The sequence below is a fragment of the Sphingobacterium olei genome, from assembly GCF_005048855.1.
Taxonomy (GTDB): domain Bacteria; phylum Bacteroidota; class Bacteroidia; order Sphingobacteriales; family Sphingobacteriaceae; genus Sphingobacterium; species Sphingobacterium olei.
Genome location: NZ_SUME01000001.1, coordinates 749,304 through 776,239, shown reverse-complemented (window position 1 = coordinate 776,239; position 26,936 = coordinate 749,304). Strand labels below are relative to the sequence as shown.

Annotated in this window: 32 protein-coding genes; 23 read left to right on the top strand and 9 right to left on the bottom strand. The window is 37.4% G+C overall.

The genetic code is table 11. The features are described from left to right. Positions 1-3: 3 nt before the first annotated feature. The gene (locus tag FAZ15_RS03305; RefSeq protein ID WP_136899863.1) at positions 4-3,363 is read right to left on the bottom strand and encodes a SusC/RagA family TonB-linked outer membrane protein; all 3,360 of its coding nucleotides are present in this window, start codon (positions 3,361-3,363) and stop codon (positions 4-6) included. Positions 3,364-4,356: 993 nt separating this feature from the next. Between FAZ15_RS03305 and FAZ15_RS03300 the strand changes: the two genes are divergently transcribed. The 7 genes from FAZ15_RS03300 to FAZ15_RS03270 are packed head-to-tail and all read left to right on the top strand — an operon-like array spanning position 4,357 to position 8,637. Further along, positions 4,357-4,872, top strand: a complete 516-nt coding sequence (locus tag FAZ15_RS03300) for a helix-turn-helix domain-containing protein (RefSeq protein WP_136899862.1) — start codon at positions 4,357-4,359, stop codon at positions 4,870-4,872. A gap of 4 nt (positions 4,873-4,876) precedes the next feature. Continuing rightward, positions 4,877-5,347, top strand: coding sequence for a thermonuclease family protein (locus FAZ15_RS03295; RefSeq protein WP_136899861.1), 471 nt, complete (start codon positions 4,877-4,879; stop codon positions 5,345-5,347). Beyond that, positions 5,344-6,222, top strand: coding sequence for a YDG/SRA domain-containing protein (locus tag FAZ15_RS03290; RefSeq protein WP_136899860.1), 879 nt, complete (start codon positions 5,344-5,346; stop codon positions 6,220-6,222). Before FAZ15_RS03295 ends, FAZ15_RS03290 begins: the two co-directional genes overlap by 4 nt. Next, positions 6,209-6,610: a (deoxy)nucleoside triphosphate pyrophosphohydrolase gene (locus FAZ15_RS03285; RefSeq protein WP_136899859.1), complete on the top strand. Its 402-nt coding sequence runs from the start codon at positions 6,209-6,211 to the stop codon at positions 6,608-6,610. Before FAZ15_RS03290 ends, FAZ15_RS03285 begins: the two co-directional genes overlap by 14 nt. Positions 6,611-6,612: 2 nt before the next feature. Continuing rightward, positions 6,613-7,641, top strand: coding sequence for an HNH endonuclease domain-containing protein (locus FAZ15_RS03280; protein ID WP_136899858.1), 1,029 nt, complete (start codon positions 6,613-6,615; stop codon positions 7,639-7,641). A gap of 12 nt (positions 7,642-7,653) precedes the next feature. Next, positions 7,654-8,235 carry a hypothetical protein gene (locus tag FAZ15_RS03275; RefSeq protein WP_136899857.1) on the top strand — a complete coding sequence of 194 codons (582 nt, stop codon included), beginning with the start codon at positions 7,654-7,656 and terminating at the stop codon, positions 8,233-8,235. A gap of 30 nt (positions 8,236-8,265) precedes the next feature. Then, a complete protein-coding gene (locus FAZ15_RS03270) occupies positions 8,266-8,637 on the top strand; it encodes an HIT family protein (protein ID WP_202912305.1) in 372 nt (123 codons plus the stop codon). Positions 8,638-9,157: 520 nt separating this feature from the next. On the opposite strand, the gene FAZ15_RS03265 is transcribed toward FAZ15_RS03270, so the two are convergent. The 3 genes from FAZ15_RS03265 to FAZ15_RS03255 all read right to left on the bottom strand — a co-directional run bounded on the left by FAZ15_RS03265 (position 9,158) and on the right by FAZ15_RS03255 (position 11,499). After that, positions 9,158-9,652, bottom strand: coding sequence for a hypothetical protein (locus FAZ15_RS03265; RefSeq protein ID WP_136899856.1), 495 nt, complete (start codon positions 9,650-9,652; stop codon positions 9,158-9,160). A 133-nt stretch (positions 9,653-9,785) separates the two neighbouring features. Continuing rightward, positions 9,786-10,424, bottom strand: coding sequence for a DUF4276 family protein (locus FAZ15_RS03260; RefSeq protein WP_136899855.1), 639 nt, complete (start codon positions 10,422-10,424; stop codon positions 9,786-9,788). A gap of 1 nt (position 10,425) precedes the next feature. Next, positions 10,426-11,499: an AAA family ATPase gene (locus FAZ15_RS03255; RefSeq protein ID WP_136899854.1), complete on the bottom strand. Its 1,074-nt coding sequence runs from the start codon at positions 11,497-11,499 to the stop codon at positions 10,426-10,428. 932 nt (positions 11,500-12,431) lie between these two features. Between FAZ15_RS03255 and FAZ15_RS03250 the strand changes: the two genes are divergently transcribed. From FAZ15_RS03250 to FAZ15_RS03215, 8 genes are all read left to right on the top strand, one after another. Beyond that, the gene (locus tag FAZ15_RS03250) at positions 12,432-12,659 is read left to right on the top strand and encodes a DUF2188 domain-containing protein (protein ID WP_136899853.1); all 228 of its coding nucleotides are present in this window, start codon (positions 12,432-12,434) and stop codon (positions 12,657-12,659) included. A 4-nt stretch (positions 12,660-12,663) separates the two neighbouring features. After that, positions 12,664-13,155, top strand: a complete 492-nt coding sequence (locus tag FAZ15_RS03245; RefSeq protein WP_136899852.1) for a Pycsar system effector family protein — start codon at positions 12,664-12,666, stop codon at positions 13,153-13,155. Between the two features lie 4 nt (positions 13,156-13,159). Beyond that, complete coding sequence (locus FAZ15_RS03240) at positions 13,160-14,176, top strand: hypothetical protein (protein ID WP_136899851.1); 1,017 nt, start codon at positions 13,160-13,162, stop codon at positions 14,174-14,176. Next, a complete protein-coding gene (locus tag FAZ15_RS03235; protein WP_136899850.1) occupies positions 14,176-14,832 on the top strand; it encodes an SEC-C metal-binding domain-containing protein in 657 nt (218 codons plus the stop codon). Before FAZ15_RS03240 ends, FAZ15_RS03235 begins: the two co-directional genes overlap by 1 nt. A gap of 319 nt (positions 14,833-15,151) precedes the next feature. Then, positions 15,152-15,739 carry a hypothetical protein gene (locus FAZ15_RS03230; protein WP_136899849.1) on the top strand — a complete coding sequence of 196 codons (588 nt, stop codon included), beginning with the start codon at positions 15,152-15,154 and terminating at the stop codon, positions 15,737-15,739. Beyond that, positions 15,736-17,361, top strand: a complete 1,626-nt coding sequence (locus tag FAZ15_RS03225; protein WP_136899848.1) for an ImmA/IrrE family metallo-endopeptidase — start codon at positions 15,736-15,738, stop codon at positions 17,359-17,361. The genes FAZ15_RS03230 and FAZ15_RS03225 overlap by 4 nt, the downstream gene beginning before the upstream one ends. Beyond that, positions 17,343-18,983: an adenylosuccinate synthetase gene (locus tag FAZ15_RS03220; RefSeq protein ID WP_136899847.1), complete on the top strand. Its 1,641-nt coding sequence runs from the start codon at positions 17,343-17,345 to the stop codon at positions 18,981-18,983. Before FAZ15_RS03225 ends, FAZ15_RS03220 begins: the two co-directional genes overlap by 19 nt. Position 18,984: 1 nt before the next feature. Then, positions 18,985-19,614 carry a DUF7002 family protein gene (locus tag FAZ15_RS03215; RefSeq protein WP_136899846.1) on the top strand — a complete coding sequence of 210 codons (630 nt, stop codon included), beginning with the start codon at positions 18,985-18,987 and terminating at the stop codon, positions 19,612-19,614. A gap of 120 nt (positions 19,615-19,734) precedes the next feature. Here FAZ15_RS03215 and FAZ15_RS03210 read toward each other — a convergent pair whose 3' ends face one another. Further along, entirely contained in the window at positions 19,735-19,974 is a 240-nt protein-coding gene (locus FAZ15_RS03210; RefSeq protein ID WP_136899845.1) for a hypothetical protein, read from the bottom strand. Positions 19,975-20,073: 99 nt separating this feature from the next. Next, positions 20,074-20,487, bottom strand: a complete 414-nt coding sequence (locus tag FAZ15_RS03205) for a hypothetical protein (protein ID WP_136899844.1) — start codon at positions 20,485-20,487, stop codon at positions 20,074-20,076. Positions 20,488-21,162: 675 nt separating this feature from the next. Here FAZ15_RS03205 and FAZ15_RS03200 point away from each other — a divergent pair. The 3 genes from FAZ15_RS03200 to FAZ15_RS03190 all read left to right on the top strand — a co-directional run bounded on the left by FAZ15_RS03200 (position 21,163) and on the right by FAZ15_RS03190 (position 22,676). Then, positions 21,163-21,651 carry a DUF1016 N-terminal domain-containing protein gene (locus tag FAZ15_RS03200; protein ID WP_136899843.1) on the top strand — a complete coding sequence of 163 codons (489 nt, stop codon included), beginning with the start codon at positions 21,163-21,165 and terminating at the stop codon, positions 21,649-21,651. After that, complete coding sequence (locus tag FAZ15_RS03195; RefSeq protein ID WP_202912304.1) at positions 21,596-21,856, top strand: hypothetical protein; 261 nt, start codon at positions 21,596-21,598, stop codon at positions 21,854-21,856. The genes FAZ15_RS03200 and FAZ15_RS03195 overlap by 56 nt, the downstream gene beginning before the upstream one ends. Before the next feature lie 472 nt (positions 21,857-22,328). Further along, positions 22,329-22,676 (top strand): KilA-N domain-containing protein, encoded by a 348-nt coding sequence (locus FAZ15_RS03190; RefSeq protein WP_136899842.1) that lies wholly within the window; start codon positions 22,329-22,331, stop codon positions 22,674-22,676. Positions 22,677-22,836: 160 nt separating this feature from the next. On the opposite strand, the gene FAZ15_RS03185 is transcribed toward FAZ15_RS03190, so the two are convergent. Beyond that, positions 22,837-24,006 (bottom strand): ATP-binding protein, encoded by a 1,170-nt coding sequence (locus FAZ15_RS03185; RefSeq protein WP_136899841.1) that lies wholly within the window; start codon positions 24,004-24,006, stop codon positions 22,837-22,839. Positions 24,007-24,149: 143 nt separating this feature from the next. Beyond that, positions 24,150-24,431: a helix-turn-helix transcriptional regulator gene (locus tag FAZ15_RS03180; RefSeq protein ID WP_136899840.1), complete on the bottom strand. Its 282-nt coding sequence runs from the start codon at positions 24,429-24,431 to the stop codon at positions 24,150-24,152. A gap of 411 nt (positions 24,432-24,842) precedes the next feature. On the opposite strand from FAZ15_RS03180, the gene FAZ15_RS03175 reads away from it, so the two are divergent. From FAZ15_RS03175 to FAZ15_RS22810, 4 genes are all read left to right on the top strand, one after another. Beyond that, positions 24,843-25,445 carry a hypothetical protein gene (locus FAZ15_RS03175; protein WP_136899839.1) on the top strand — a complete coding sequence of 201 codons (603 nt, stop codon included), beginning with the start codon at positions 24,843-24,845 and terminating at the stop codon, positions 25,443-25,445. A gap of 61 nt (positions 25,446-25,506) precedes the next feature. Further along, positions 25,507-25,707: an NUDIX hydrolase gene (locus FAZ15_RS03170; protein WP_136899838.1), complete on the top strand. Its 201-nt coding sequence runs from the start codon at positions 25,507-25,509 to the stop codon at positions 25,705-25,707. 203 nt (positions 25,708-25,910) lie between these two features. Then, positions 25,911-26,108: an ORF6N domain-containing protein gene (locus FAZ15_RS22815; protein ID WP_394343806.1), complete on the top strand. Its 198-nt coding sequence runs from the start codon at positions 25,911-25,913 to the stop codon at positions 26,106-26,108. Continuing rightward, a complete protein-coding gene (locus FAZ15_RS22810; RefSeq protein ID WP_238387137.1) occupies positions 26,089-26,337 on the top strand; it encodes a hypothetical protein in 249 nt (82 codons plus the stop codon). The genes FAZ15_RS22815 and FAZ15_RS22810 overlap by 20 nt, the downstream gene beginning before the upstream one ends. A 90-nt stretch (positions 26,338-26,427) precedes the next feature. On the opposite strand, the gene FAZ15_RS03160 is transcribed toward FAZ15_RS22810, so the two are convergent. Continuing rightward, positions 26,428-26,646, bottom strand: a complete 219-nt coding sequence (locus FAZ15_RS03160) for a hypothetical protein (RefSeq protein ID WP_238387136.1) — start codon at positions 26,644-26,646, stop codon at positions 26,428-26,430. A gap of 43 nt (positions 26,647-26,689) precedes the next feature. Here FAZ15_RS03160 and FAZ15_RS22805 point away from each other — a divergent pair, with 43 nt between their 5' ends. Then, positions 26,690-26,917: an ORF6N domain-containing protein gene (locus FAZ15_RS22805; protein ID WP_136899837.1), complete on the top strand. Its 228-nt coding sequence runs from the start codon at positions 26,690-26,692 to the stop codon at positions 26,915-26,917. Positions 26,918-26,936: the final 19 nt, after the last annotated feature.

Genomic DNA, 26,936 nt, shown 5'->3' with positions numbered 1-26,936 from the left:
GGTTTATAAACTAATATTTAGACCAAATGAATAGAACCGGCTTGGCGGCAATGCACTATAATCCGGATCATAACCGCTCTTGGTCTTTGTCCAGATGAGGCCGACATTATTGATCGAAAAAAATGCCGAAACGACGAATGGTGTATTTGGAAATAGACCTGCCGTAGGAATCTTATAGCCTACCCGCACATCCTGCAACCTGATCAGGTCTCCCCTCTCAATATTTGCTTCCGAGTTGGTAAAGAATGAATCCCTGTTCCCATCAGCAGGATATACCAGCGAAGGGATATCGGTGGAATTCTCGTCTCCGGGTACCTGCCAACGGTGCTCATAGTCCCGATGACCGACCCAAGAATCAAATAGGCCGGTATAGCTTATGGTGCTTTTCCGAAAGAAAAACCCAAGCTTGTACGCTAGCGAGAAAGAAAGATCAAAAGATTTCCAACTGAAACTATTCCTAAAAAAGCCGTAATATGGAGGTAGACCCGAACCATGATAACGTTGGTTCTGCAACGAATCATTCATTATACCCCTGTAATCCGTACTCTCTTCGCCATTTAAAAAACCTATGGGATCGCCGTTATCCGGATCAAGGCCATTAAAACTGTAACTAAATACGGGATATAAAACCCTGTCCTTTAACGGTGTAAATGTTTTACCGCCAGAATTTACATAGGTCGGTGTATTTTGCAGGGTGCCATAAAATTGACTGACCACATCTTTCACGTAGGATAGCGAAGCAGACGATGTCCAATGTACGGCATTTATATTTTTATTGAAATTAAGTACAAGATCAAAACCTTTACTCTGGATTTCGCCGACATTCCGGTCTACAGAGTTCATTCCCGTAGTGGGGTCAATCTCTTCGTACGAAATCAGATCCGATGCCTTCTTCGTAAAATATTCCAAACTTCCCCCTAAAGCACCCTTGAACAGCGAGAAGTCGATTGCGTAATTAACCATCTTCACATCTTCCCATTTCAGATTAGGGTTAGGTGCCGCAACGATCTGTGCGTAGGGTAAGTTGGTGTAGGAGGCGCTGGACATATTAATTATGATCGGTCTGCTGTTTCCACCTTCACCCGCATTTCCGCTATGCCCCAACGTAACCCGGGCTTTGAGAAGCTGTATCCAGTCGGTTCGGGATAAGAACTTCTCATTCGATAGTATCCATGATACACCTGTAGACCAGAGCGGATTCCACCGCCTGTTTGTATTGACTCCAAAAAGGTTTGCGGCGTCCCGTCTTGCGGAGATCGAATAGATGTATCTATTTCCGTAGGTATAAGATCCGTTAAAATATGTGGACACAAAACGGCGTGTAGCGCTCGAAAAATCCTCCCCGTTTGGAATAGGCCTGTTTTGTGACAACCCGTCAAAAATAGGATATGAATTTACATAATCAACATTAGCTCTGGTCAGGACATCATCGTTCCATCCGTAGGTTCGAAATTGGTAAGAAGGAGATCTTCTATGGGATAGTTCTGATCCTATAAAAGCACTGACTTCATGGATGCCGTTCCATTTATTATTAAAATTTAGTTGTCCTCGTACCTTATGGCCTGATAATGTAGAATTACCCGTATTCAAAATATCCCCAACTGGGATTATATTTTTTACAGCGGTACCGTTAATCTGGGTATAACGATTGATCAGGTCCCTTGTAGAAAAGGACGCCAGCGTGCTGTTTGTCGAGTTGTCTGCATGCTGTCGTTCGAACTGATATTGACCTTCGAGATCTAAGAAGCTGAATATCTGATATTTTAGGTTTACAGCAAAAAGATTGTGCTGGAGGTCACGTCGGGATCTGGTATTGTTTATTTCATCAAGTGGACGATATTTCCAATCCAGCAGGCGGCCATCCCCAATCGTATCGATATAATGGTAGTTATAAGCGTATGGGATAGCTAATGGATTCATTTGATCATCTATCAGCGATGCGTAGGGAAACAATGCGTTCTTTCCTCCCCCCGGTATTATTGGATATGCGAGTGCTCCATTCGCTCTTCCTGCTGACTTTGTCATGGAAGCGGTCAACTGCATCTGTAAATTTTTTGTAGGCTTATAGGTATTGGCGAACCTGATGCTTAATCTGTTGTCCTTTTCGCCTGGCGTAACCGTACTGTTGTTATCGTAACCAATAGCTATCCGTGAATTATTCCTGTCTCCACCTCCCGATATAGCTATGGAATATTGTTGAGACAGGGGATTCCTGTACACGTGCTTCAGCAGGCCATCCCTGTAATCTATGTTCCTGTACCTTTCTATCTGTCTAGTCGCCTCCTCCTTTGTTAGCAGCTCTTCACGTTCCCGTAATAATATATCCACTATGGGGGAAGTGACATAAAAGCGTGAAGTTGGGCCTTGTAGGATTGCATCATAATGCCCAGCTTCAAATAGCATTTTTTCGACATCGATGAAGTCGGAACTGTGCATATTTTGATGATAGTAGAGATTTGGTGGTGGCGAGGTCGTCACATTTGCGTTAGCTTCAACCCTGAACCGGTCTCGTGCATTGGATTTCTTCATGGTAATCACAATTACGCCATTCCCTGCACGCGCACCCCATATTGAAGTTGCTGCCGCATCCTTCAATACGGAAACGGATTCTACATCATTTGGGTTGATATTGGCGATATCGCCTTCATAGGGAAAATTATCGACGACAATCAATGGGCCCATTAAAAGTCCGGAAAGTGTATTGATACCCCTTACATTAATTTCGGATCTGCCGCTTCTATTATCAAATTGCAGACCCGGAGCGATGCCATCTAGCTTATCGAGAATACTTGTAGTAACCCTTCGGTTCAACAGTTCTTTATCGATCTGTACAAAACTCCCAGTCGCCCTTTCCTTTGGAATGGTCTGATATCCTGTACTCACCACCTCCACTTCATCGATCTGATTTTCAGACGGGACAAGTTCTATTTCCAATAAAGTAGTTGTTTCATCATAAGCGATACTTTGTGGCTTAAACCCGATATGTTTTATATGTACTGTATCTTTGATGGCTGAGACACTCAAACTAAATGTACCGTTCCGATCAGTACTGGTCTTCTCCCCTTTTTCGGTATATACCGATACCCCTTCTAACATCTGCCCGTCGGCAGCCGAGCGTACTCCCCCTCCGAGAATACGACCCGACTGCGCCTGGGCATCACTAAACAACACATATGAAAAAAATACTACCAATGCCACGAACTTGAATCCGTATCCCACGGCCTGCGGGAATTGCGCTATCCTTGTTTTTTCTGCGTCATCGCGATGAGCACAGCGAAGAAGCGATCTTTTTATATATTTATTAAGGTTATTCGCAAGGTCTCGCCATAGCGCATACCTCTCCCCTTTGCGTAATTTTCGCATTCTTTTAATTGCTTAATGCAAAGGTTGTCAGTAAGCTATCACACTTAAGCCTATCTCCTTCTACCTAACTCCGACCCAACCTTTGCAGATTAAAAAATAAAATTATTTGCTTTTCCGAATGCGTTTATATGCTCTTCATAACAAGGTTTCAACGGTTCTTTGTTACGCCATTCACGGAAATATGGAAAATACCGATCTTCTAATTATTGTAAAACAACAAAATGTTTTTTCAAATCATTTGGACGTAAGGAAAAAATAACCTATTTTTATTTCGATAAAAATTTATAATAGAAAACTGATTCCAAAAACCTCTGCAAACGATTAGTTACAGATAATATAGAAAGATCGGTAAACAGGCAATAGCGGGACTAGGAGAAGCAATATTATGCTGTATTGACTGGTAATACCCCTTGCGTTTGCGGGCATTACGTGCTCCTATCCCCTACTGTCTGTGTTTTTTGCGCAAACCTTTATTCGGGATGTCGGATAATGTTCTTAAAGAGAAGTTTACGGGAAAACCGTGGGCAACGATCGTTGATCGAGGCTGGATGGTTTTGCTTGGATGTTTTTAATCGTTCAATCATAATCAAAAAGTTTATTGAACGATGAACTCTCGATAGCCTTAAAGAAGACCTTAATTGGTATAAACCAATACGGCGAGCTTTGCTGCTTTAATGGCTGAGGGAAACCGGCAGGAAACCCTTGCAGTATAATCTTCACGAGACTTTTCTGCTTTACCTCCAAAAAAGACTGATACAAAGCTCGCCTTATCGGTTATATAGTATCACAAAGATAATAATAATCCGATATAGTGGCGAACTCGCAGTCTTCTCGCAGGTAAAATTTGCCGGTTTTCTCAGACGAGAGACATCGTTACGCAGTGGTTGTACCCCCTGCTTAATAGTCGCTTTAACAATAACTTACACAAATATAGTAATACAGTTAAACAAATGCAAATTATACATTAATTAATTAATAAATATCAGCAATAAAATGGAGAACGACAAGAAAACGGAGAGGATAAAATCTCCTGAATACAGGATATTTATTGGAAAAAATCTAAAAGAGCAGAGGATAAATGAAGGGTATACGCTCAACGATATACGTGAGATGACAGGAATCCCACTCAATACATTGGTGGGGCTCGAAAAAGGAGAAGTAACAAACATTGATTACTACATAGAATATGCCAAAACCGTTAAGTATCCTTTAGCAACGCTAAGACAAGCGAAAATAAAAATGCAACCTCTGAAGAAGCTTTCTAAGGAATCTCTACAACGAATTAAGTTAACGAAAGAAGTTAGAGAGAACATAATCAGAAAGGGTTTTCTTTCAAAAGATAAATCCTCCCAACAAATAATAGATGAGTTGGAAAGGCTAAAAGTTATACCAAAAGATTCTGTTACAACAACAGATATTGCAGGCGTTATGAGAAATATGATCGCTGACGATATTGTTAAAGTAGATAGTAAGACTGGGAATAAAAACACCTACATTATTAAGAAATAGTGACATGCTGAGATTTATTTTGTTCATAATTAGCCTCATCATAACTCACTTAGCTTTAGCTCAGTCGCTTAAAGGTAAAGTTATAAGGGTATCAGATGGCGATACAATAGCACTTCTCGATTCGACAAAAACTCAGGTTAGAATACGCCTTTATGGAATTGACTGTCCGGAAAATGGACAAGACTTTGCAAACGTAGCAAAGCGATTTACTTCAGACTTATGTTTCTCCGAGATTGTGACAGTAGATGTAAAGGATATTGATCGCTATGGAAGGACGGTAGGAATTGTTTGGACTTCAGATTCTATAAATGTAAACCTTGAATTGTTAAGAGAAGGACTTGCTTGGCACTATAAGCATTTTGATAAATCCGAAGAATTTGAACAAGCGGAGCACTTAGCTAGACAGAATAAAAAGGGATTATGGATTCAATCTAATGCGGTAGCACCATGGGATTATAGGAGGATCAAGAAATGAGTAGACCCATAGTTTTTGGTGAAATTTCCGGAATTCCTGAAGGGCACTGGTTTGAGAATAGAAAGGAAATGATGCCTTCAAGTTTTCATAGACAATGGGGCTCCGGGATAGATGGCAACGCAAAAGAAGGAGTATCAGCAATCGTATTATCTGGAGGCTATGAAGATGATGAGGACAATGGTGAAGAAATAATATATACTGGCGCTGGAGGAAATGATCAAAATACGAGAAAGCAGATTGAAGATCAGTCTTGGTCAAATAGAGGAAATGCCGGGTTGTTAAAAAGTCAAAATGAAGGTCTTCCTATTAGAGTAGTTAGAGGATATACACATAAATCTGATTATTCTCCTAAAACGGGCTACACATATGCTGGCTTGTATAGTGTCGTTGACTCGTGGGAGGAAATAGGTAAAAGTGGTTTCAAAATTTGTCGGTTCAAGCTTCTCTATATCGGAGATAATCCTACCAGTAAAACACCCGAGGAAATTGAACTTAAGGTTTCAAGCGAAGCGACTAAAAGAAAAGCTGGGGTAGTAGTAAGAATAATTCGTGACACCAAGATGGCGCACGAAATTAAGAAGCTCTACAACTTTAAATGTCAAGTCTGTCAGTTTGAACTACCTACCAAAATGGGGAGTTATGCTGAGGGGGCGCATATTAAACCATTAGGTAAGCCGCACAACGGCCATGATAGCTCGGACAATTTGCTCTGTCTTTGTCCGAATCATCACGTCATGTTTGATAAAGGAAGTTTTTCGATTAAGGATAATCTGGAATTAATCGGCGCTGTTTCTGGCAGTCTCTTCACAGCTCCTGCTCATAAATTAAATACAGAAAATCTTAAGTACCACAGAGAGTCGCATGGATATTATTAAAGTTGTTTGCGGTATTATATTTAAGGATGATCGCGTTCTTATTTGCAGAAGAAAACCTGAAAAGTCGTTGGGCGGATTTTGGGAGTTCCCGGGAGGAAAAGTAGAAGCAAATGAAACCTACGAGCAATGTTTGATTCGTGAGCTGCGGGAAGAACTAGATTTAAACGTAATCATTGACCGGCATTTCCTAAATATTGTTCATCATTACGAGAGAGGAACAATTGAATTGATCTCATTTATATGTGAAAGTAAAGAATCGGACATAAAATTGGTCGATCATGATAAAATAGAATGGATTCCAGTTGGAGACTTGTTGGATTGGAACTTCGCTCCCGCAGATATACCTATTGCCAGAGAATTAATTGAGACATACACCAACCTGAAATAAATATGTCTACTCGATTTCAAATAAATGATCCTAGTCTTGAGTCGCAATGGCGAGCCATTATTTTATTTGGAAAGAATTCGGCAACTTATAAATTTGCCTACGCAAAAACTTTGATCGAAATACTTAACCTAAAGAAATCTATAATTTCTTTAGAAGACTTAGCCGAACCCTTTTCCAGGTATATCATCGAACATCTAAAAGCTAACGATAAACAAGGAAGCTCGTCTTCCAGTAAATTCTTGAATCAATGCAGAGCCTTCATAAATGGATCGATATCACAAGACGAGTTAATTCATACAACTACAAAGCTTGGTTTTGTTAATGTAATAGACGCCTTCCAAAACGTGAACGGTGATACCATCACACATCCATTCTATCAAAAAAACTATATAGAAGGAAAAAAGGAGATCATCCTTACAGATAACATCTTTAAATTAAAAGATGCATTACAGTTTGATAATTTTGATCAAGAGGTTGATGCGCGATGGAAATTGGTAGAAACAGCTTGGAATCTGAACGTTAATCCAAATTTATTAGAGGTAAAGCACGATGAACTGAAGCAAGAACTATATATCGAGTCTAACTTTATGCGAAGAATAAACATCACTTCTGTTCGTGACTCGTTAAACGGTTATCAAAAGGGAAAATGTTTTTACTCTTATCAGGATATATTTTTAACACGCGAATCACATAGAATATGCGCCGTTGATCATTTCCTTCCGCATTTACACAAAAAGGCGCATGCAAATGAGCAAGTCAATATTAATGGTGTGTGGAATTTGGTATTAGCGGATCCTTTAGTAAATAGCGCAAAAAGTGCACGCGTCCCCCACCACAAATATTTGGAACGCCTCTACAATCGCAATGAGTTTTACATCGAAAGCAAACACCCACTGGCGGAGACAATTATCAATCAAACTGGTAGAACAAAAGACAAAAGACGTAACTTTCTCCAAGCACAGTACAATTTGGCTCTCTCCTATTCTATCCATGAATGGAGTCCAGGGATTGAGCTCCCAGGAAGTTTTTAGCTTTTTACAATTATGAAAAAAAGAATAGTATTTCTCTTTTTGCTTTTTATTAGCGTTGGCTATAGTTACGCACAGCAGAATGATCTAAATTATCCATTAACGAATATGACTAATGCCTCTATAAAGGGGGATTCTGAAACGTTAATTAAATATACTTCACCGCGACTTATCAAAGTTATGGGAGGTAATTCCAATGCGCTTAAACTATTTAAAGAGGTCTACAGTTCGATGTTGCAAACAGGTGTTTCAATTGATTCAATTGTAAACTATACAAAGGGGCCAATTTATAATATTGGACAACTTCGCTATCTACAAATACCTCAGATAATCATAATGAACACCAAAGAAGAAGGTAAAAAATTGATTGGACATGGCTTATTACTTGCATTAAATGAAACAGGAAAAGGACCGTGGACGTTTCTAGATTATGGAAATTTAAATCAGCAACAAGTTGATATTTTACTCCCCGAATTTAAGGGAGTTGTAGATCTAGTAAATAGACCTGAAACTAAACCTATCCTAGTTGATAATACAGAGGTCGATAATTTAGTCAATGAAGTTTTGAAGACGCTGGATAAAATGTTGAATCCTTAAATTTGTATTATACTTTCTGAACTATACAATATGAGTATCAAAACATTTTTCGAGCTGCCAAAAGATAAACATATAGGGGAAACGGAGCATTTCTTCCTGATCCGTGACGGCTTTGCCGTTTCTCCAGGCCATACGCTTATCATCAGTAAGGTACTGCGCGTCGATTATTTTGAGTTAAGCTTAGATGAAAAAGCTGATTTGGATAATGCCATCTTGCTCGCTAAATCGCTCGTTGAAAAAGAGTTTACGCCAGATGGCTATAACATTGGCATGAATTGCGGAGAAGCAGCTGGCCAAACGGTCTTTCACTTCCATTGCCATCTTATCCCCCGTTATGCAGGAGACATGGAGAACCCGCGAGGTGGTGTGCGGCATGTGATACCGAGTAATGGAGCATATTAATTCACTGGTTCACTTTGCCGCTGAATAGTGGTGCATTATGGCGCGGAATATCCAGGATAATATTCTTATCCAATGTTCACACATTATAAACTGAATGCGCAGAACTTCTTTACATCCGTTACAATCTGATCGTTGCTTATCTGCGTGGTTTCGGGGCATTCTTCTCCAACCAAGGCGTTGCATAACTCTCTACTATCAGCGGGCAAAAGATAGAAATATACCGTTTCATTGCCCCCTTCAAAAATAGATTAACTTAATATTATAATTTTGCTTCATGCCAAAAGATGAGGTAAATCAAGAAATTGATAAGATTAAGAGCGATACTTATAATAGATACGCCCATCTTATCCCCAATTACAAAAAATTGACTTTTCTTTTTCACTATTCGTGAACGGAAATATTTCTCTAATAGTTCTTGACAAAGAATTCGATGAGTATCCAGGTAGGGTAAGACGTTGGATCGTGAATGAGATAAAATTAAAGCTACCTTAGTTGGTAGCTATGTTTATTACTATGACAGTTACAAAATGTCTTCCTGCTTTACTTTTACAGAATCATAAATAACATTTATCAGCTTTCCGCCCGCAATCCCTACATCCATATTAAATGCTTTAATGGTAAGGTCGGGTAAATTCCAGTTGTAGCTATCGCCAACCATATGGTATTTTTTGCCATATTTTTTTGCAAGGTTACTTAGGGTCATTTTCCATAGTTTATTGTGGGCATCTTTGTCTTCTTCATTTAATGGTGAAAAACTGTACATACCACCGGTGAGCTTCCCGTTTTCCAACATATATGAAATTTGGACTAATGCGCTATCGATGGTTACGATTTGATCTATTGTTCTAAGACCGCGTTCTAGCGGGTCATAATTATCTAAGTCATCGATTTCATACTCGACCATTCCTTCCGCTTCGATAATTTGCTGCTGCGTCATCCCCCACGTGGTGTTTCTGAACTGGCCGTATGAAAGGAATGATAAGGTAAGTAGTAAAAAGGTAAATAATGGTTTCATAAGACGAATATAATCATTTTAAAAGCATTGAACAACAGTATAATAGATTGAAAATAGTTCATACATTTGTGGTATGGGACAGATGCCAGACTACACAGCGCTATTAAAGCGGCTTATAAAAATACTATGACTTTTAATTATAATTATGCGTTAACAATCTATTAATCCAATTATTAAACCGAGGACATTTTGAACGCATTGTTTCAATAGAAACTTCTGTACAAATTAGTTCGGAATCATTGACCTTGTCGTATGGGAAAATTCTTTTCAACCTATTTGAAGGAGACGTAATAGCTCCCCCATTGATGTCTTCCGGATTAGGATAATCATTTATAATTCTTTGGATTTCATCAATCTTGTCTGTATCGTCCAACAAAAATTCAAAACCTTCAATTGATGAAAAAAGTAATGTCTCAAATTCATATTTTTGGATGTACGGTATATAATTAGGATATGAATCTAAATCTAAATGCATTGCCTGTTCAATATGTTCACAATGAGTTATACTATAGCCAGGAAAATCATTCGGGAGTCTAAAAAAATCTAAAAGTGTAGTAATTACGACATTTCCTTGGCTTTCAATTCGAATTAAATCATTTCTCAGGTACCGATAGGAGACATTCCCTCCCTTTTGTTGCAACTTATTATTCGTTATAATCTTTTGCGCATTTATTGAAATATTAAGTCCGTGTGATACTAAATAAGGGTTTAAGAACTTATTAACAAAAACCAATTCCGAGTCTCCTTCTACTAAAATCACTAATCTTTTCATTTTAAAACGGTTGCCCTCCAAAGATATTTTTCTCCCAAATTTCACCTAAACTATACTCTGAAGTCCAACTAGATAGCTCATCATCCTTAAGTCTCTTAAACACAGTTTCGTATTCATTTCTATCTGCAACAATTATATCCTCTGTGTTAAAATTATTTAACAACGTTACAGATTGTGTAGAAATGATTATTTGCGTTCCCTCTTCAGATTTCTTTCTAAACAAGCCACACAGTTTATTTATAGCTATTGGATGTAACCCTAACTCAGGTTCATCAATTATAATAGTTTTAGGAGGATTAGGTTGTAATAATAGAGTTGCCAGACAAATGAATCTTAACGTCCCATCTGATAAATTGTGAGCATTAAAATAAGAATCATAATTGCCTTTCTCTTGCCATTCCAGTACAATTGTATTAGGATCCAATCGATTAGGTTCTAATTGAAATCTCTCAAAAAAAGGGGCAATAGATTGTACAGTACGCTCGATTCTCAGAAAGTGCTTATTATTCACTAGCTTTAAAAGATATAAAAATGCAGACAAGTTGCTTCCGTCTCTTCTCAAAGAAAAATTATCATGAATATTGGACTGAGATTTTATTGGTGATGAGTCGCCGGTATCATGAAAGTGATAGACTTCAAATTCCTTTAATAAGTTATTTACATAAAAAGCTTGTTTCTTCTTTGAATGTCTAAAGGTTGTTTCCAAAACATTCTGCTCATAATTAGCATCGTGCCAGCGGCTACCTGATTTGAAAGATGTTCCTACGTTTTTGATGAACAATGAATAGTCGCTTTTTTGTAAAGTAAAATGAAACCTATTAATATCATCAAACTGAATTCCAATCACTACCTCCTGCGTCACCTTATCGCCTAAGTGTAGAAACGTATTTGCTCCCCCTTTACGAACTATGTAGTTTTGCAAGCTGCCCTCATATAGATTCCGGATTAAAGAGAATATAGAAATGAAGTTACTTTTACCCACCCCATTTCCACCAATCAAAACATTGAGAGGCTTTAATTCAATTTGTTGATTTTTTATTGACTTATACCCTTGGACAGCAACTAATGATATCATATATTTTAAACTTAATACAAATTAACGAAATATCTTACATTTAGTTTGAAAACTTAGAAATAAGAGCTCTCCGATAGTTTTAACAAGAGGAAATAAGGCATTCCTCGTCGTCCTTCAGCAAAGAATTCCGCCACAATCCAAAGAGGCTCAATAGGATACAATAAAGAGAACCATGGCACCCTACAGAGCCTCTTTGCCCTACGGGTGCTAACGCAGATTGTCATCATCCTTGCAGTTCAGTTCTCCTCATCATAGGCGACTACTCTGTCTCTCACAGCGCATCACATCTGGTTCATTACATTCCGCAAGCGACATTACATTCACCATGTGTTCAGCCCGGTTCCATCCACCGTCGCCTCGAGTTTGGCTAGCCTGCAGATCGCTCGGGCTGCGGTGCCATCGTTCATTTCCCTCAGCAAAAAACAGCGCCAATCCCATAGGCACTATGGTAGAACGCTATTGTAGGAGCAGCCTCATTATTTGATTATAGGGCTATTAAGAGAAAAATCATTGGCTACAGATCACTGGGCACATTAATTTATTGCTATCAGGAATTCGATATACATATCGTCTGCCTTGTTCCAATAACAGACTTGCCCGTTCTTACTGTAAAATGCTGTAATTGGATGATTCCTAGCTCTACATATCGATAAACAATTAAAGTCATACTTGTAAATTTATCAGTCAATTCACGAATCAAGTTCGGAGAAAACTTTTTCTTATAGCAGTTCTCTATAAAGATGTCAGTTGGCATTAAAAGCTCAGCTGCAAAATCACTTGCTTCTTTTTCGTCTGGGCCCTTTCGATAGCCTTTAATGGCGGTATCAATAATATAAGTCGATAAATCAAAATTTTTAAGAAAAATAAAATAGTCAATGGCAAAAAGTATTCTGTTTGGAGCATATTATAGTAGACATAAAAAAGATAAAATCATGAAAAATAGCAAAAATGTATTTGTCGTTAAGCACGGTAACGATTGGGCTACAAGGTCTGCAGGAAATCAACGCGTAACAAAGGTTTTCGATACGCAAAAGGAAGCGATTACAGCAGGTAGACAAATGGCCATTAATAATCAATCGGAACTAACTATCCAAAATAAACAAGGTCGTTTTCGGGAAAAGAATTCTTACGGTAACGATCCTGCCAAAACCAAAGGTTAATATTATGGAAAAAGATAGATTAAAGTTTTCTATAGAGAGGTTTGACCACTATTACGATAGTGTAAACAATAAAAGTGCAGTCTTTTTAGGTCTGAGTACGTTTGTTGTTGGCGGTCTTGTAGCAGCTTACCCATCGTTGTTACAACTCGTTGATTGTGGCATTTTTGTCCATATATTAATGTTATGCACCATAGGTCTGGGATTAGCGATAATGATTGTGGTAATAGTTGCTTCGACACCATTCCTTGCTACTGACGGAAATTCAATACATTTTTTCGGATCAATTTCGAAGATGAGTAGAGAAGAATACTGTGAGCAATCAAGTTTGCCAAATTTGGAAGAAGATGAATTACATGATTTACGAGTACAGGTGTATCAACTTTCTTGTGGTTTGACCGATAAGTTCAACAAACTGAAGCGGGCAGGGAGGCTATTTACCATTCAATTTTTTCTTTTTATTCCATTAATACTTTTAATCATTTTTAATTTAAGATAACGCTATGCATATTTTCGACGACTATTTAAAACCGATTCGGGCAGCTATGGCTGCCGATTCAAAATCAACTAAGCTTAACGAAAATTTATCCTTCTGTGGTGAAAGCTTTCAAAAATCATTTGATGTCAAAGCTTTTAACTTACAAGTTCCAGAGAAAAGATTACTTCCTAGCCTTTCGGACTTCGCCAAGGTACTCGGGCTTGTTCCAAATTTCGAACAACGTTTAGGACTTCATCCTGACTTTGCAAATCTAAAATATTCAGAAAGCTTAGAAGATCATTACATTGTTTCGATGTTTGTGGATATTAAAGGTTCTACGAACCTTTTTAAAAAATATACAACGCGTACTGTTTGGATCATAACCAACACAATCCAACGTGCAGCAATACATACTTGTTTGATTTTCGAAGGATATGTGCATCGTCTTCAAGGAGATGGATTATTCATCTATTTTGGAGGAAAGGACGTGACGCCTGAGGTAGCTGTAAACCGTGCTTTACAATTTTCGAGTGTTTTTACTTATTTTGTTAAGGAGGATTTAAAAAATATTTTTATAGAACAAGGGGTAGAAAACATTTATACTAGGATAGGTGTCGATCTCGGATATGATCGTGATGTAATATGGGGAATTGCTGGAATCGGAGAGATTAGTGAGGTAACCACCTGTAGTCTACACACCAGTTTGGCAAGTAAAATGCAGGGTAAGGCGGTAAGCAATGGCGTAGTCATAGGCGATCATATAAAAAAGGAAAATCCGTTATTAATCGACTACTGTAGCCCGGTATGTATTAGAACTGGCAGTGAAAACGATCGTTATATATTCCGCATTCCGGAAAAAAATTTTTATTATACGCAATATGATTTTGACTGGCTTAAATTTTTAAAAAAACAAGAATTTATCGCTACAGATTTTTACGGCAATCTCCAGTTGAAGAACAAAAATAGTTCTTCTTTTAGTAACAAGAACGTAGCCAATCTTGCACCTATTGCGATATCCAATAAGCCTTATTATAATTTTTAATGGTAACAAATAAAAAATTTGAGGGAGATTTTACCGAAGTTGAAAACAGATTTCCCAAACTCGCTTATTCATGGCGTGCTAAGTTGAAGATGTGGCTAATAACTGGGGAACTTGATATTTGCGATAATAAAGGGATTTATTGGAACACCTTTGATATTGGAATGGCTGTTCCCTACAACTATCCTTATTGCGTTCCCATTGTAATAGAGAAAAGTACCCTCATCCCCAGAGACATAGATTGGCACATTTCTGAGGGAGGTATTTGCTGTTTAGATGTTTACCACAACCTCATTGTGCAATCAAAGGTCGGAATACATATTTGTGATTTTATCTTAGAAAAGGTTTATCCTTTTTTTGCTAATCAATTACATAGACTTGAAGGTGGTCAGTACGCAGGAAAAGAATATGCCCATTATTTTGAAGGTATTATACAATATTATCTTGAGGAACATAAACTGCCCGATGAAGATTCAATTCTTCTCTTGCTATCCCACATTGTGACCAGAAAAAGGACTGAACGTAATAAGGATTGCCCCTGTGGCAGTGGTACAAAAGCTAAGTATTGTCATTTACAGAGTATCGAAATAATAAAAAAATTGGGAGAGGAGCAGATAAATACGGATATTGACAAAATAAAGAAGCGTCTTGAGAATTAATCTGCAAAATTCCTTACAAAAAATCCGAGATGATGGTGGTTGCAAAATCCTATCCGCAGATGATAACTAGATTAGTTTTTGAACCTTTACGGATATTCAATCATCGTCATGTAACAACTATACACAATACCATACTAATGCCATTTCTATTCTTCTGCTATACAAGTAACTTGATATCTATAACCTTGCTCTTTTGTAATAAATTTTATCAGTTCATACAGTTTATACTGCACAAAAAATTTTTTTTGCTATCAACGGAAAAAAAACTAAATTAGTAGCATAAGGTATTGTGGGGTTGGTCAAAATGTTAAGGCAATCAATGGATACAATAAATTGGGATGAACTATATTTGCAGCTTTTTGCGTATACAGATACGCTATTAAAAGCTAATACTTGGTTTCGAAAAGGCAAAATAGATTCTTATTTGGAAGGAAAACAGGTGCACGACTATGTTGCCGCTGCAATTGAAAAGTATTTAAGCGAACCTCATAAATTTGACCCGTCAAAACGGTCGTTGGTGGGGTATTTGAAATTACATATCATACGTACTCTGGTCTGGAATGATGTTAAAAAAGTTGAAAATAAGACCACTACAGATATAGAGTTTTTCTTTGATGAAGATGATATAAATACCTTCAATACTATGGAAGCGATACTGCCCTATGCTAATGCATACTTCGACCAACAAATTGATCATGATATGATTTTAAATGATATTCAGGACGAAATACAAGCAGATGAAATAGTCAAAACGATCTTTGAGGCCCATTGTCAAAATGGTCTTTTAAGAAGAGAGATACTTATTGAATATAACATGGATTCCAAAGTTTTCGACAATGGAATGAAAAGATTAAGAACTGTGCTTAAGAAAACGGCAAAAAAATACCATTTACGGCAACAGATATGAGCAACGAAACAATGTTTAACAGAGAAGATTTTATAAGGTTAATTTTATCGAAAGTGGAACATAATAGCTCTTCAGCTCAAAATGCTAAGGAATATTTATCTGAAGAGGGTTATGATATAAAGGAGGTAGTAAATGAGGGTTTGATGAGGATCAAAGAAATATCCAACAGACTGAAGTTATCGGATGACAAACTTTCCTCAATACAAAAAGTTCCAGCTAAATCATCAAGAAAGAGCTTTCGTAAGAATTGGTCACATGAATCTGTTCGCTTGCTTATCAGTGAATCAAATAATGAAGATCCATATGAGGCAATCAAGGCCCGTGCTCGGGATTTGGTTTTTAGGGCTTTCGAAAATGGATGGGAAGGCCCTCCCTACAGCCCAATTAAGTTGGCAGAAATCATGGGAATTGATGTCACTCCTAATGACTCGGTCATTGATGCTAAGATAGTACCCCAAAAAGGGAACAAATTTCAGATCCTATATAATCCGTTCCAGATACCAACTCGGGTTAATTTCAGTATTGCACATGAAATCGCTCATACTCTATTTTCCGACTGTGCAAAAGCTACGCGGAATCGAGAAGAGAATCCTACAGAAAATAGACAGCTTGAGCAGCTATGCAACGCTGCGGCTTCTGAGATACAATTGCCCTACGCTATATTTTCGAACGATGCAAATAATGCGCAGGCGTCAATGAAAGGTCTTATCGAGTTAGCCAAAAAATATAAAGCTTCTTTGGAATCTGTTTTTATGAGATATACCGAAGTCATTGACCAACCTTGTGCAATTTTAATAGGGATTTTTCAAGACGACGGTAAAATTGTTGTTGACTATTATAAATCCTCGAGATTCTTTTCATTAGATATACCTGAGAGTTTCCAAATTCCTGCAGATTCAAATGCTTACGAATGTACCTCCCCAGGGTGGACAGCTGAAGAAATTGCTGATTGGGAAATTTTCCTTGGAAAGTCATATTTAGTGAGTTCCGTTGGAATTTCTCCCTATAAAAGAGACACCAAACCTCGGGTTGGAATTTTAGTTCTTCCAATTGAATATGCAAGGCATGACCAACATTATGGAAAGATAATACTTGAATTCGGGGATGCTACAAAGCCGAGAGGAAAGGGAAAGAAAATAATAGCCCAAGTTGTAAATACAAGTGCTTCGTTAGGTCGTGGTTTTGGGTATTCCCTAGCTAAAAATTATCCGGTAGTTAAAGATCGTCTTAAGGAATGGAGCTCTGATAAATCGACGTTTGTTTTAGGAAATACAAATGTAGTAGAAGTTGATAAAGATATTTTTGTGTTTCAGATGTTAGCTCAAAAAGGACTTTTTGCCAAAGGCAATGAAATTCCTTTACGGTATAAAGAGTTGAGAAAATGTTTAATTCAACTTAGAGAGTACGCACTTGACAATAACTGTTCGGTGCATATGCCTGCGATTGGAGCTGGTCAAGCTGGAGGCGAATGGGATATTATTATTGGGATGATCCATGATGAACTTGTAAACTACGAAATAAAGGTTAATATCTACTTGTTTCAAAGTAACTCATTTAATCCAAAACGAAAATCCAACCTAACGTTACTTAATGAAAGTTCTACATGGGAGACAAAAAAGTAATTCTGGTACTAACCGGTGAAATTGGTACTGGCAAAAGCACTTTGACTGAAAAATTGGAATCAAGGTTCTGTTTTAAATCTTGTAAAACAAGAGAAGGTCTCAATTATTTTGCTCAAAAGAAGTTAAAAGGAAAACAACCGGATAGAGACTTTTTTCAAAAATTCGGCACAGCTCTGGATGTCCAGGGTGACGGGAAATGGGTTCTAGAATATTTTCAACATCTTTACGGTAGCGAATTTGGTAACCATAATCTATATGTGATCGATTCAGCGAGAATCATCAATCAGATTAAACATGTAAGAGAAGCTTATAGTTATTTTGTTTTTCACATTCATTTGGAAGCTGCTTCTAGAACGCTTGAGCAAAGATTTTTTGAACGAGGAGAAATTAGGGAGATGCCTCAGTCCGATCAAATAGAAAAATATAAAGATTATAAAGCAGATGAGACAGAAAAACAAGTGCCGAAATTGAGAGAAGAAGCGGATCTTGTAATTAATACGGACCGTTGCAATGAAGAGGATGTTTTTGTCCGTGTAGCGAGTTTTTTCAAACTATTACCACCTTTAAAGAATGAATTGGTAGATGTTATAGTAGGTGGACAGTTCGGTTCGGAGGGTAAGGGACAGATTGCAGCCCATATTTCTCCTGATTATGATTGTTTAATGAGGGTAGGCGGACCGAACGCTGGACATACCGTTTTTGAAAGACCTACAAATCATGTTTTTCATCTACTTCCCTCAGGGACACATCGAGCTCCCAACGCAAAATTGCTGATTGGTCCAGGTGCTGTCTTAAACCTTGAAAAAATATTACAGGAAATTAGGACATTTAATGTTGAATACGGTAGACTAATTATTGATGAAAATGCGATAATAATTTCGGAAAAAGACATTGAGGAAGAAAGAAAAATAGCGGAAAAAATTAGTTCAACTGCTCAAGGAGTTGGTTTTGCTACCGCAACAAATATTATATCGCGGTTGCTAGGTGAAGATCAGCATAAAGCAAAAAACTATTTAAAGGAACTAAGGGGTTATCTTGGAAGTACTTCGGAAGAACTGGAACTAATGTATAGAGATGGAAAAAAAATATTACTTGAAGGTACACAAGGCACGGGATTAAGTTTGCATCACGGACTTTATCCTCATGTGACTTCACGGGATACTACTGTCTCAGGCTGCCTATCTGAAGCGGGCATTTCACCCAGGAGGGTGAGAAAGATCATTATGGTAACACGTTCATATCCCATTAGAGTTGGTGGGGCTTCTGGACCATTCGTAAGCAAAGAAATTGATATGCAAACCATTGCGGAACGTTCTGGAAAAGACGCAAATGAATTGATAAAGAAGGAAATAACGACAACGACAAAAAAAAACAGGAGGATTGCTGAATTTAGTTGGTCGCTATTTAGGAAAGCATGTGAACTTAATTCACCAACTGACATAGCACTTACATTTACGGACTACATCTCTAAAGAAAACGAAAATGCGCGAAGATATGAGAGTTTAACAGAAGATACACGGAGATTTGTGGAAGAAATCGAAAGATGTTCCGGAGTTAAAGTGTCTTTAATAGGGACTACATTTGATTATCGTGCTGTAATAGATAGAAGAAATTGGAAATAATATGGATCTAGAAAAATTTATTGAACAAAGGCCTTATCTGTATCATTTAACGAATGTCCAAAATGCAGAAAGCATTGTAGCTGAGAAAAGACTATATAGTGCAAATAAAATTATTGAGCTTTCTGGTAATAATGCTAATGACCTTAATAGGCGTCGTAGAACTGACCACACTGAAATCTTAGTTGGAGATAAGTCTTATTTTCTGAGGGATCAAAGGCCAATATCAGAAAAAGCTTTAGCTAAGTGCTTGACTGGAGGTTGGGAAGTTGCAGACTTTATATATCACTTAAATGATCGCATTTTTATGTGGCCAACTATTGATAGGCTGTGGCGACACTTTAACAGGTATGAACATGAAAATCCAGTAATATTTAGATTTCCAACAAAAGAAATTATCGAAGTCAACCCCCACGTTAAGTTTTGTCGCTTGAACTCCGGAGCTACGAGAGCGAATTCGTATTTAGGTGGTAAGGCTCCTGCGAGAGGAGAAGAAACGTTTCTACCCGCTGACGATTTTAATCATTCAATCAGAGAAGTAGCCGAAGTCACGTTCGAAGGGATATGTAATTTCAATTTCTCTATCTCAACGGGGCTTAGGCCTGATGGCCATTTTGTAGAAATCCCTTTATAGAACTTTGCAACCCTTTTTACTCGCCGATGTCTTAATTTTTTTCGGGCAATAAATGCCAACTTGGGAGTGGAGTTGGCATTAAAATACTTTAAAACTTTATATTCTTTTTACAATAAACTTTTAGACTCTCAAATAATTGGTTTTTTGCTTTTCCTCCATTTTTTTGATCAGTGAATACATCTCTGTATTAAAAAAGTTCTCGCTGTCGTATCCGAGGATACATTCGCGTAAAAATGTGTCAGAATCTATTTCTTTACTGCCTAGTACTTTCTTCAACCCTAGACATATAGCTTCACCAAAGTCATGACCAGAATTAACAATATTATCCTCATATTTTTCTTTAAGAATGTCTCCTAACATTTTTAAGATCTCTTCGTTAGACTTAAGAGCTTCTGAAGTTTTGTTACGACTGAAATCAGATGAACCAATATTATTTTGAAAGAAACCTACAAATTAACTTCATTCTTTAATCGAATAGGAAAAACTTGTTAATACCCACCCACTATCTCTTTTCATAAACCGAGATGATCCTTTGATATTGTAACCAGAGCCTGCTGGTACAAATATCGGATTTGATGTATCATTGGAACGCGCTATATTTCTCATCTCATATTTAATACCATGTGTAGTAGCACGCCACAAACAGTTATAATTAGCTGTAATCCAACCCTCAAAATACATTTCATACACCACAAATCCATTAGCTTGAAATTCTACTCCATCTATCTTTTTAAATTGACTAAAAACACATAACTGCTTTGATAGTGAATCGACTTCATGACTTATCTTTCTATTGAGTTCTTGAGGTCTATTATCAACAAATGAGCAAGAAAACAATAATGACAGTAAATATAATAGTCCAACTTTTCGCATTATCTGTATCATTATAGATTTGGTACTTTATAAATAATTATGTAGTAATATCATTGAAAGGGAAGTCTAAACAAATATATTGAAAGTTGCTCAAAAATTGGAGATTAAATCTAGGAAATATGTATCCGACCTAACAGGTACATATTGTTTAGCTGATATAGAGCAATTAGTTTTGCTGCATGAGTACACAGGAAAAAAGAGACCAGATGCTGTCGATGATAGCAGACTGGCAGCAGAGCGGCATGAGTATAAGCATATATTTAGCTATTAGCTAAGATGGGAAACTCAGTTAACAAAAGAAATGTTAAGTTTTTGTTAATTCCGCCAGGTGCTGTAATATTCTGCCAGCTGCTGCCGTTTATATAGTATTCATAATTTAGGTTAATAATTGGTTAGGTTAGAAATCCTGAAGCTCCCCGCTTCAGGATTTTTTTATGTGATCTTGCGTAAAAACAAAGTGTCCTTCCTACTCAATTATTTATTTAATATTTTGTTGCACACAAATTTGCGTTATGCCACGCTATGATGAGAACGAGGATAAAATAAAGGTTTCGGTGCTTGACCAGATCAAACTGTTCTTGTAGACGAGGATGTTATTTAGTCGTAGTAGCTTTTTACGAACAAAGACTTTAATAACTAATATTTTTAGCATATTTATATTGTAAAAAATACGATATGGAAGTCGAAAAGCTATATACCGAAATACTCGAAGCTGCAGTAACCGAAATACAGACTGCTCGCATAAATATTGCCCGAAAGGTGAATGAGGCCGGAATCGGTATGTATTGGAATCTGGGCAAATTGCTTAGTGAAAAGAAAATCGAAAAAGGCCATGGTGCCGGTGTAGTAAAAAGATTGTCGGCTGATCTTAAGTTAAAGTTCCCAGATATCGGTGTTTCACCCCGTAACCTATGGCACATGAAACGCTTCTATGAGCGCTATTGCCGTGTTGATCCAAAACTGCAACGCTGCGTTGCAGTTTTGCCGTGGAGGCATAACCTACTATTGATAGAGAAAGTCACGGATGATAAGGAAGCGTTGTACTATGCTGAGAAAGCCATTCAGCTTGGCTGGACGAGAGATATACTTCTAAATTACATAAAAGCCGATGCCTTCATTGATCACAGTGGTCTTTGGACAAGATGTAGTCAACAACACCACTAAAACTGTCACGCAATCCGGCGTAGTCACCTCGTGGGATCGTAATAAGTCCATCTTGTGGGCAATACTGCACGGTATATTCGGATGGTTTTATGTGATATACTTTGCGTTTACAAGAGAAAGCTACGACAAGCAGAATAAAGACCAGCAGCAGTCGCATCTATTTAAGATTAATTATGATAAAGATCAAACCGATAAAAATACATAATGAAAGCAAACAAGGTGTTCAGCCAACTATCGAAGGGTAGGTATGTTAAGTTTTCGTTAATTCCGGCAGGTGCTATAATATTCTGCCACATGCTGCCGTTTATATAGTATTCATAATTTAGGTTAATAATTGGTTAGGTTAGAAATCCTGAAGCTCCCGCTTCAGGATTTTTTTATGTGATCATACGTAAAAACAAAGTGTCCTTCCTACTCAATTATTTATTTAATATTTTGTTGCACACAAATTTGCGTTATGCCACGCTATGATGATAACGAGGATAAAATAAAGGTTTCGGTGCTTGACCAGATCAAACTGTTCTTGTAGACGAGGATGTTGTTTAGTAGTAGTTTTTTACAAATAAACACTCGGCATGCTAATATTTTTAGTATATTTATATCGTAAAAAATTTGATATCCATGCATTAAGTTTAAAATGTGTGACCGCTGATAGCGAATTATAAATACGGGGAATTATGAACAAGAATAAAAAAATAAACGTCAAAGGAGTTGATATACTGTTGTATCAAAATAACCATGAAGATTTCATATCACTTACGGACATCGCACGACATAAAGATCCAAACCATACTGACGATCTGGTTAAAAACTGGATGAGAAACCGAAATACAATTGAACTCTTAGGTTTTTGGGAGACAATATATAATCCCAATTTTAAACCCGTCGAATTCGACGGGTTTAGAAAACAAGCTGGATTGAACAGTTTTGTGATGACTCCCAAGCGATGGATTATTCATTGGCAATATAAAATTTTATATACTGCTATCGTAAACTTTAACGAATACACGCGCAACGAAAAATAAAATTATATAGTTACTGCAAGAATCTGAACTGGTTGGTAGGTATGATCATCCACCGAGAGTATAGAAACTCTTGAAGCTCCCCGCTTCAGGAGTTTTTTAGTTTTTGGTTTCTTAACTGTCAGACAATGGCCTTATCCGCAATAGAATTAATTTTAGCTATTTAATCTTCGAACTTTATATTTCGAAAATTAACCATTCCGTTTTCCGAACTGTAGATGTCATTTTCTCCATCGTAGATAACCTGCGTAGATACTACATCATCACCTACCACATTTCGGAAGTAACCTAAGCTTTTTATAAAGTTCTTGGTAAATGCTTTTGCCGATTTGACCTCGTAAGCATACAATTTTGTACCTTTTTCTTCAATGAGATCTACTTCGTGTTGCGATTTATCTCTGTAAAAATAAAGATGAGGTAATTTACCTTGATTGTACCTGTTCTTGAAAAACTCTAATACCACCATATTTTCAAAGATGGCTCCCCGCAGGGGATGCGTTGCTAATTGTTGCTCATTTTCAATACCCAAAAGAAAACAAGCTAAGCCCGTATCGTAAAAATACAGTTTCGGAGATTTAACCAACCTTTTTCCTATATTTCGAAAGAAAGGTGGTAATCTGAATATAACATAAGAGGCTTCCAAAACACTGAGCCACTCCTGAATGGTGGGCACCGAAACACCAAGTTCATTAGATAAAGCGGATGCATTGAATTCAGTACCGATCCGCCCGGCACAAAGTTTTATAAATGTTTGAAATCGGGTAATATCTTTTACATTCAAAAGCTGACGTATATCCCGTTCTATATAAGTATTATAATAGTTTTGAGCAACATCTTGTACGGGAATACCTTTTGTCCATACAACAGGATATCCTCCATTTAAAAGTATCGTATCTGTGCCTTTTTCTTGTACGCGGATTCCTAACTCTGACAAAGATAATGGCAGTAGAGTAAGGATTGCTGCTCTGCCTGCTAACGATTGGGTAATACCTTGCATTAAAGAGAAATTACTACTCCCTGTAAGTACGAAGTTACTATCTTCGTTTTCATCAACTATTACCTGAATGTAAGAGAATAATTCTGGAAGATGCTGCGCTTCGTCTACTATTAACCCATCAGCGTGTTGTTCTAAAAAAGCTTTAGGTGCTGTAAGCACTTGCTCTCTGGTACTGGGATTTTCAAGGTTGATGTAATGGTAAGTCGAAAAATGATTTCTGCATAGGGTCGTCTTTCCAGACTGTCTTGGTCCGGTAACTACAATAACTGCGTACAAACTAGACAATCGTTGTATTTCACTTTTTAATTCTCGTTGTAAAAACTCTGATTTAGCCATTTTTAAAGTTCAACTTTAGATTTGTCCAAAAATACGTTATTTTTTACATATTTTAGCTTACCTCCGTATTAAATTATGACACCAAAGTAGATACTGACTTCAAGGATCGCTTTAATGAATTTATAGCTGATACTTTTGCCATCTTACAATAATGCTAAATCTTGTAACTTTCTGCCAAATGCATCATCTGCAGCTAACCTGGAAAAATCATCTTGCAGCCCCAGCACACGTAAAACATTAAAATAGGCTCCCATTGCTACACCTGCATCTCCCTTTTCAACCAAATATAAGGTAGAACGAGCTATACCAGCCCGCTCCGCCACCTGTACAGCGGTGAGTTTTCTACGCTTACGAGCGAGTTTGATATTCTCTCCCATTTTTTCTAAGAGAATACCATATTTTGGCAAAATAACTTGTTTCTTCATTTCTAAATGTTTGATATTTCGATCAAAAACAAACAATACGATTGAAATATCAAACAAAAAATCAATCTCGTCTCAAGCTAAGTCAAACTTAGCTTCCATTGCTCTATGAGACGTGAAAGGTCTGGAAAGTTCTTATGTTCGTACAAATAGCTAGTTGACATAAGCTTCCGATTTCATCTGATCTAGTACTGGCTCTATTAACTTTTTATCACAGTAAACGGTGTCGTTTATAGGGTAGTAAATTTCATCATTTGGGGTTAATAGTTGGTTAGTTGGTGAAATCCTGAAGCTCCCTCGCTTCAGGATTTTTTGTTAAAGATTGCCTGCCAAAGTTTTGAATAGTGCACTATTATTCCTAAATTGAAATTTTAACATTAGATTAATTATTGCATAAACCTCAGCTTGATAAAAATGAAAGAATCCTTATTAGCCGAAAAAGTAAAACTATTCGAGGACAGTTTTAAAAAACAGTTAAACGTATTTGAAGAAAGAGAGCAAATCAGAATAAATAAAAAACGGGAGAAAAAACAACGGAAAAAAGCGTTCAGGAAGGAATTTGAATCATCTATATTGGCAGACATACAAAAACTGCATAAAGAGATTGAGCAGCAGACAGAATCTCCCTATTTAAAGACGGTATTAGAATCACATAAAAATTTAAGGAATTTCTGTTTAAATGAAGATTTAGAAGATGACATATCGGCCTATATTTTTTATGCCATAGACGGTAAGCAGAAGGACGATGAAATATTTTTATATAGCGAGTTTCTTTTCTTTGCAGGAGATATGGAGAAACATTCCGTTTTAATTTATAAATGTAATCAACAGAGAGAAAGGTACACAGACAACGCAGATCTCCATCGGGATAAAATTTTACTCGCTGAGTATAAACTGGAAAATTATGACCTGAGTACAATCAGATCATTGGTCTACGACTATCTAATAGCCGAATTAGCGTATAAAGAAAAGAATTACAAGGTCTCGGATCCTTATGACAATGATGACTTGGATTAAAATCATTTGATAAAGTTCGTATATCTGCTCATTTTGTCCTATATGCTGTATTGATATAAACGTGGGGCCAGCACTGAATATGGTGGAGTACCATTATCCGGAATTCGTAATCTCCCTCTACCCTTTTGAATGTAAATTGGTGGGTGGCGAATTGCATCTCAATGAACACGCGCCAGCCATATGGGTGGATAAAACAGAGCTACTGAATTACGACTGGGCGGCAGCTGATCTGCCTATCGTGCACGCAATGATGCAGCGATAGAATGTTAAGCTTTTGTTAATTCCACCAAGTGCTGTAATATTCTGGCCGCTGATGCCGTTTATATAGTATTCATAATTTAGGTTAATAATTGGTTAGGTTAGAAATCCTGAAGCTCCCGCTTCAGGATTTTTTTATACCAGTGCAGCTTTTTCATACTGATGTAGAAACGCGCAGGCTCAAAGAGCAAGCAAGTTAGAAGGAATATCATCCGATTTCCCGAACATTTTATGTTCGAGTTAACGAAAGAAGAATATGATGTAATTAAGATCGCAAAATGCGACCTTAGAACAGGGGCGTTACTCAAAGTATCTACCTTTTGCTTTTACCGAACACGGTGTACTGATGCTTCCAAATGTATTAAAGAGTCAAAAAGCTATCACGATGAGCATCCGCATTATTGATTTATTTGTGAAACTGAGGGACATACTGCATATCAATACAGAAATGAAACTGGGAATCGCCGAGATGAAATATACCGTAGAACAGATCGCTAAGAAACAAAAAGGCCACGATCAGAACATCGAACTGCTCTTCGAATACATCGACCGGTTGCAGGATAAACAGGAAAATATTGTATCAAAGCCGAATTCGAAAGGCGAGATAGGATTCAAAATTGGAGAAAAAAAATAGATATGAAAAGGCTAGTAACAACCCTATTTTTCTTGTCATTGATCACAGCAGTCTTTGGACAAGATGTAGTCAACAACACCACTAAAACCGTCACGCAATCCGGCGTAGGTCTCGGATCATACTGTCTAGAAAAATCCCGAAGTTTTCTTTGTCATTAGGGAATTGCTGTCCTGAATAGAACTGAATATCAGGATCTATCAACCGTTGTTCTTTTGTTTTCAACCAATTTTTATCGTACTCAAAACTAAAAGCTTTTCTACCCTTTGCTTGATGCGCGGATAATACACCCAGTAATTCTGGTTGTGACATCCCCGCCCAGTGGGCGTAAACATATATATCGAAGCGGAAGGTAATGTTGGATCGCGACTTAGCTCATCTATACGGTGTAGAGACACGTGTGCTCAAACAAGCCGTCCGAAGAAACATGGATAGATTCCCAGAGGACTTTATGTTTGAACTAACCAACGACGAAGTGGAAAATATGGTATCACAATTTGTGATACCTGACAAAAAGCTTTTCGGAGGTGCTCTTCAGTGTCGCAGTTTTGCCGTGGAGGCATATCTTATGGACGTGGCATAACTAAATTTTAATATCAGGA

Excerpts from the sequence above, each read along its gene's own strand:
- FAZ15_RS03235 (WP_136899850.1), top strand. The coding sequence starts at position 14,176 with ATGGTAACAAATAAAAAATTTGAGGGAGATTTTACCGAAGTTGAAAAC.
- FAZ15_RS03185 (WP_136899841.1), bottom strand. The coding sequence starts at position 24,006 with ATGGCTAAATCAGAGTTTTTACAACGAGAATTAAAAAGTGAAATACAA.
- FAZ15_RS03240 (WP_136899851.1), top strand. The coding sequence starts at position 13,160 with ATGCATATTTTCGACGACTATTTAAAACCGATTCGGGCAGCTATGGCT.
- FAZ15_RS03255 (WP_136899854.1), bottom strand. The coding sequence starts at position 11,499 with ATGATATCATTAGTTGCTGTCCAAGGGTATAAGTCAATAAAAAATCAA.
- FAZ15_RS03230 (WP_136899849.1), top strand. The coding sequence starts at position 15,152 with ATGGATACAATAAATTGGGATGAACTATATTTGCAGCTTTTTGCGTAT.
- FAZ15_RS03300 (WP_136899862.1), top strand. The coding sequence starts at position 4,357 with ATGGAGAACGACAAGAAAACGGAGAGGATAAAATCTCCTGAATACAGG.
- FAZ15_RS03285 (WP_136899859.1), top strand. The coding sequence starts at position 6,209 with ATGGATATTATTAAAGTTGTTTGCGGTATTATATTTAAGGATGATCGC.
- FAZ15_RS03210 (WP_136899845.1), bottom strand. The coding sequence starts at position 19,974 with ATGTTAGGAGACATTCTTAAAGAAAAATATGAGGATAATATTGTTAAT.
- FAZ15_RS03205 (WP_136899844.1), bottom strand. The coding sequence starts at position 20,487 with ATGCGAAAAGTTGGACTATTATATTTACTGTCATTATTGTTTTCTTGC.
- FAZ15_RS22805 (WP_136899837.1), top strand. The coding sequence starts at position 26,690 with ATGTTGGATCGCGACTTAGCTCATCTATACGGTGTAGAGACACGTGTG.
- FAZ15_RS03220 (WP_136899847.1), top strand. The coding sequence starts at position 17,343 with ATGGGAGACAAAAAAGTAATTCTGGTACTAACCGGTGAAATTGGTACT.
- FAZ15_RS03250 (WP_136899853.1), top strand. The coding sequence starts at position 12,432 with ATGAAAAATAGCAAAAATGTATTTGTCGTTAAGCACGGTAACGATTGG.
- FAZ15_RS03275 (WP_136899857.1), top strand. The coding sequence starts at position 7,654 with ATGAAAAAAAGAATAGTATTTCTCTTTTTGCTTTTTATTAGCGTTGGC.
- FAZ15_RS03290 (WP_136899860.1), top strand. The coding sequence starts at position 5,344 with ATGAGTAGACCCATAGTTTTTGGTGAAATTTCCGGAATTCCTGAAGGG.
- FAZ15_RS22810 (WP_238387137.1), top strand. The coding sequence starts at position 26,089 with ATGAGCATCCGCATTATTGATTTATTTGTGAAACTGAGGGACATACTG.
- FAZ15_RS03215 (WP_136899846.1), top strand. The coding sequence starts at position 18,985 with ATGGATCTAGAAAAATTTATTGAACAAAGGCCTTATCTGTATCATTTA.
- FAZ15_RS03200 (WP_136899843.1), top strand. The coding sequence starts at position 21,163 with ATGGAAGTCGAAAAGCTATATACCGAAATACTCGAAGCTGCAGTAACC.
- FAZ15_RS03280 (WP_136899858.1), top strand. The coding sequence starts at position 6,613 with ATGTCTACTCGATTTCAAATAAATGATCCTAGTCTTGAGTCGCAATGG.
- FAZ15_RS03160 (WP_238387136.1), bottom strand. The coding sequence starts at position 26,646 with ATGTCACAACCAGAATTACTGGGTGTATTATCCGCGCATCAAGCAAAG.
- FAZ15_RS03265 (WP_136899856.1), bottom strand. The coding sequence starts at position 9,652 with ATGAAACCATTATTTACCTTTTTACTACTTACCTTATCATTCCTTTCA.
- FAZ15_RS03180 (WP_136899840.1), bottom strand. The coding sequence starts at position 24,431 with ATGAAGAAACAAGTTATTTTGCCAAAATATGGTATTCTCTTAGAAAAA.
- FAZ15_RS03260 (WP_136899855.1), bottom strand. The coding sequence starts at position 10,424 with ATGAAAAGATTAGTGATTTTAGTAGAAGGAGACTCGGAATTGGTTTTT.
- FAZ15_RS03195 (WP_202912304.1), top strand. The coding sequence starts at position 21,596 with ATGCCTTCATTGATCACAGTGGTCTTTGGACAAGATGTAGTCAACAAC.
- FAZ15_RS03270 (WP_202912305.1), top strand. The coding sequence starts at position 8,266 with ATGAGTATCAAAACATTTTTCGAGCTGCCAAAAGATAAACATATAGGG.
- FAZ15_RS03295 (WP_136899861.1), top strand. The coding sequence starts at position 4,877 with ATGCTGAGATTTATTTTGTTCATAATTAGCCTCATCATAACTCACTTA.
- FAZ15_RS03225 (WP_136899848.1), top strand. The coding sequence starts at position 15,736 with ATGAGCAACGAAACAATGTTTAACAGAGAAGATTTTATAAGGTTAATT.
- FAZ15_RS03245 (WP_136899852.1), top strand. The coding sequence starts at position 12,664 with ATGGAAAAAGATAGATTAAAGTTTTCTATAGAGAGGTTTGACCACTAT.
- FAZ15_RS03190 (WP_136899842.1), top strand. The coding sequence starts at position 22,329 with ATGAACAAGAATAAAAAAATAAACGTCAAAGGAGTTGATATACTGTTG.
- FAZ15_RS03175 (WP_136899839.1), top strand. The coding sequence starts at position 24,843 with ATGAAAGAATCCTTATTAGCCGAAAAAGTAAAACTATTCGAGGACAGT.
- FAZ15_RS03305 (WP_136899863.1), bottom strand. The coding sequence starts at position 3,363 with ATGCGAAAATTACGCAAAGGGGAGAGGTATGCGCTATGGCGAGACCTT.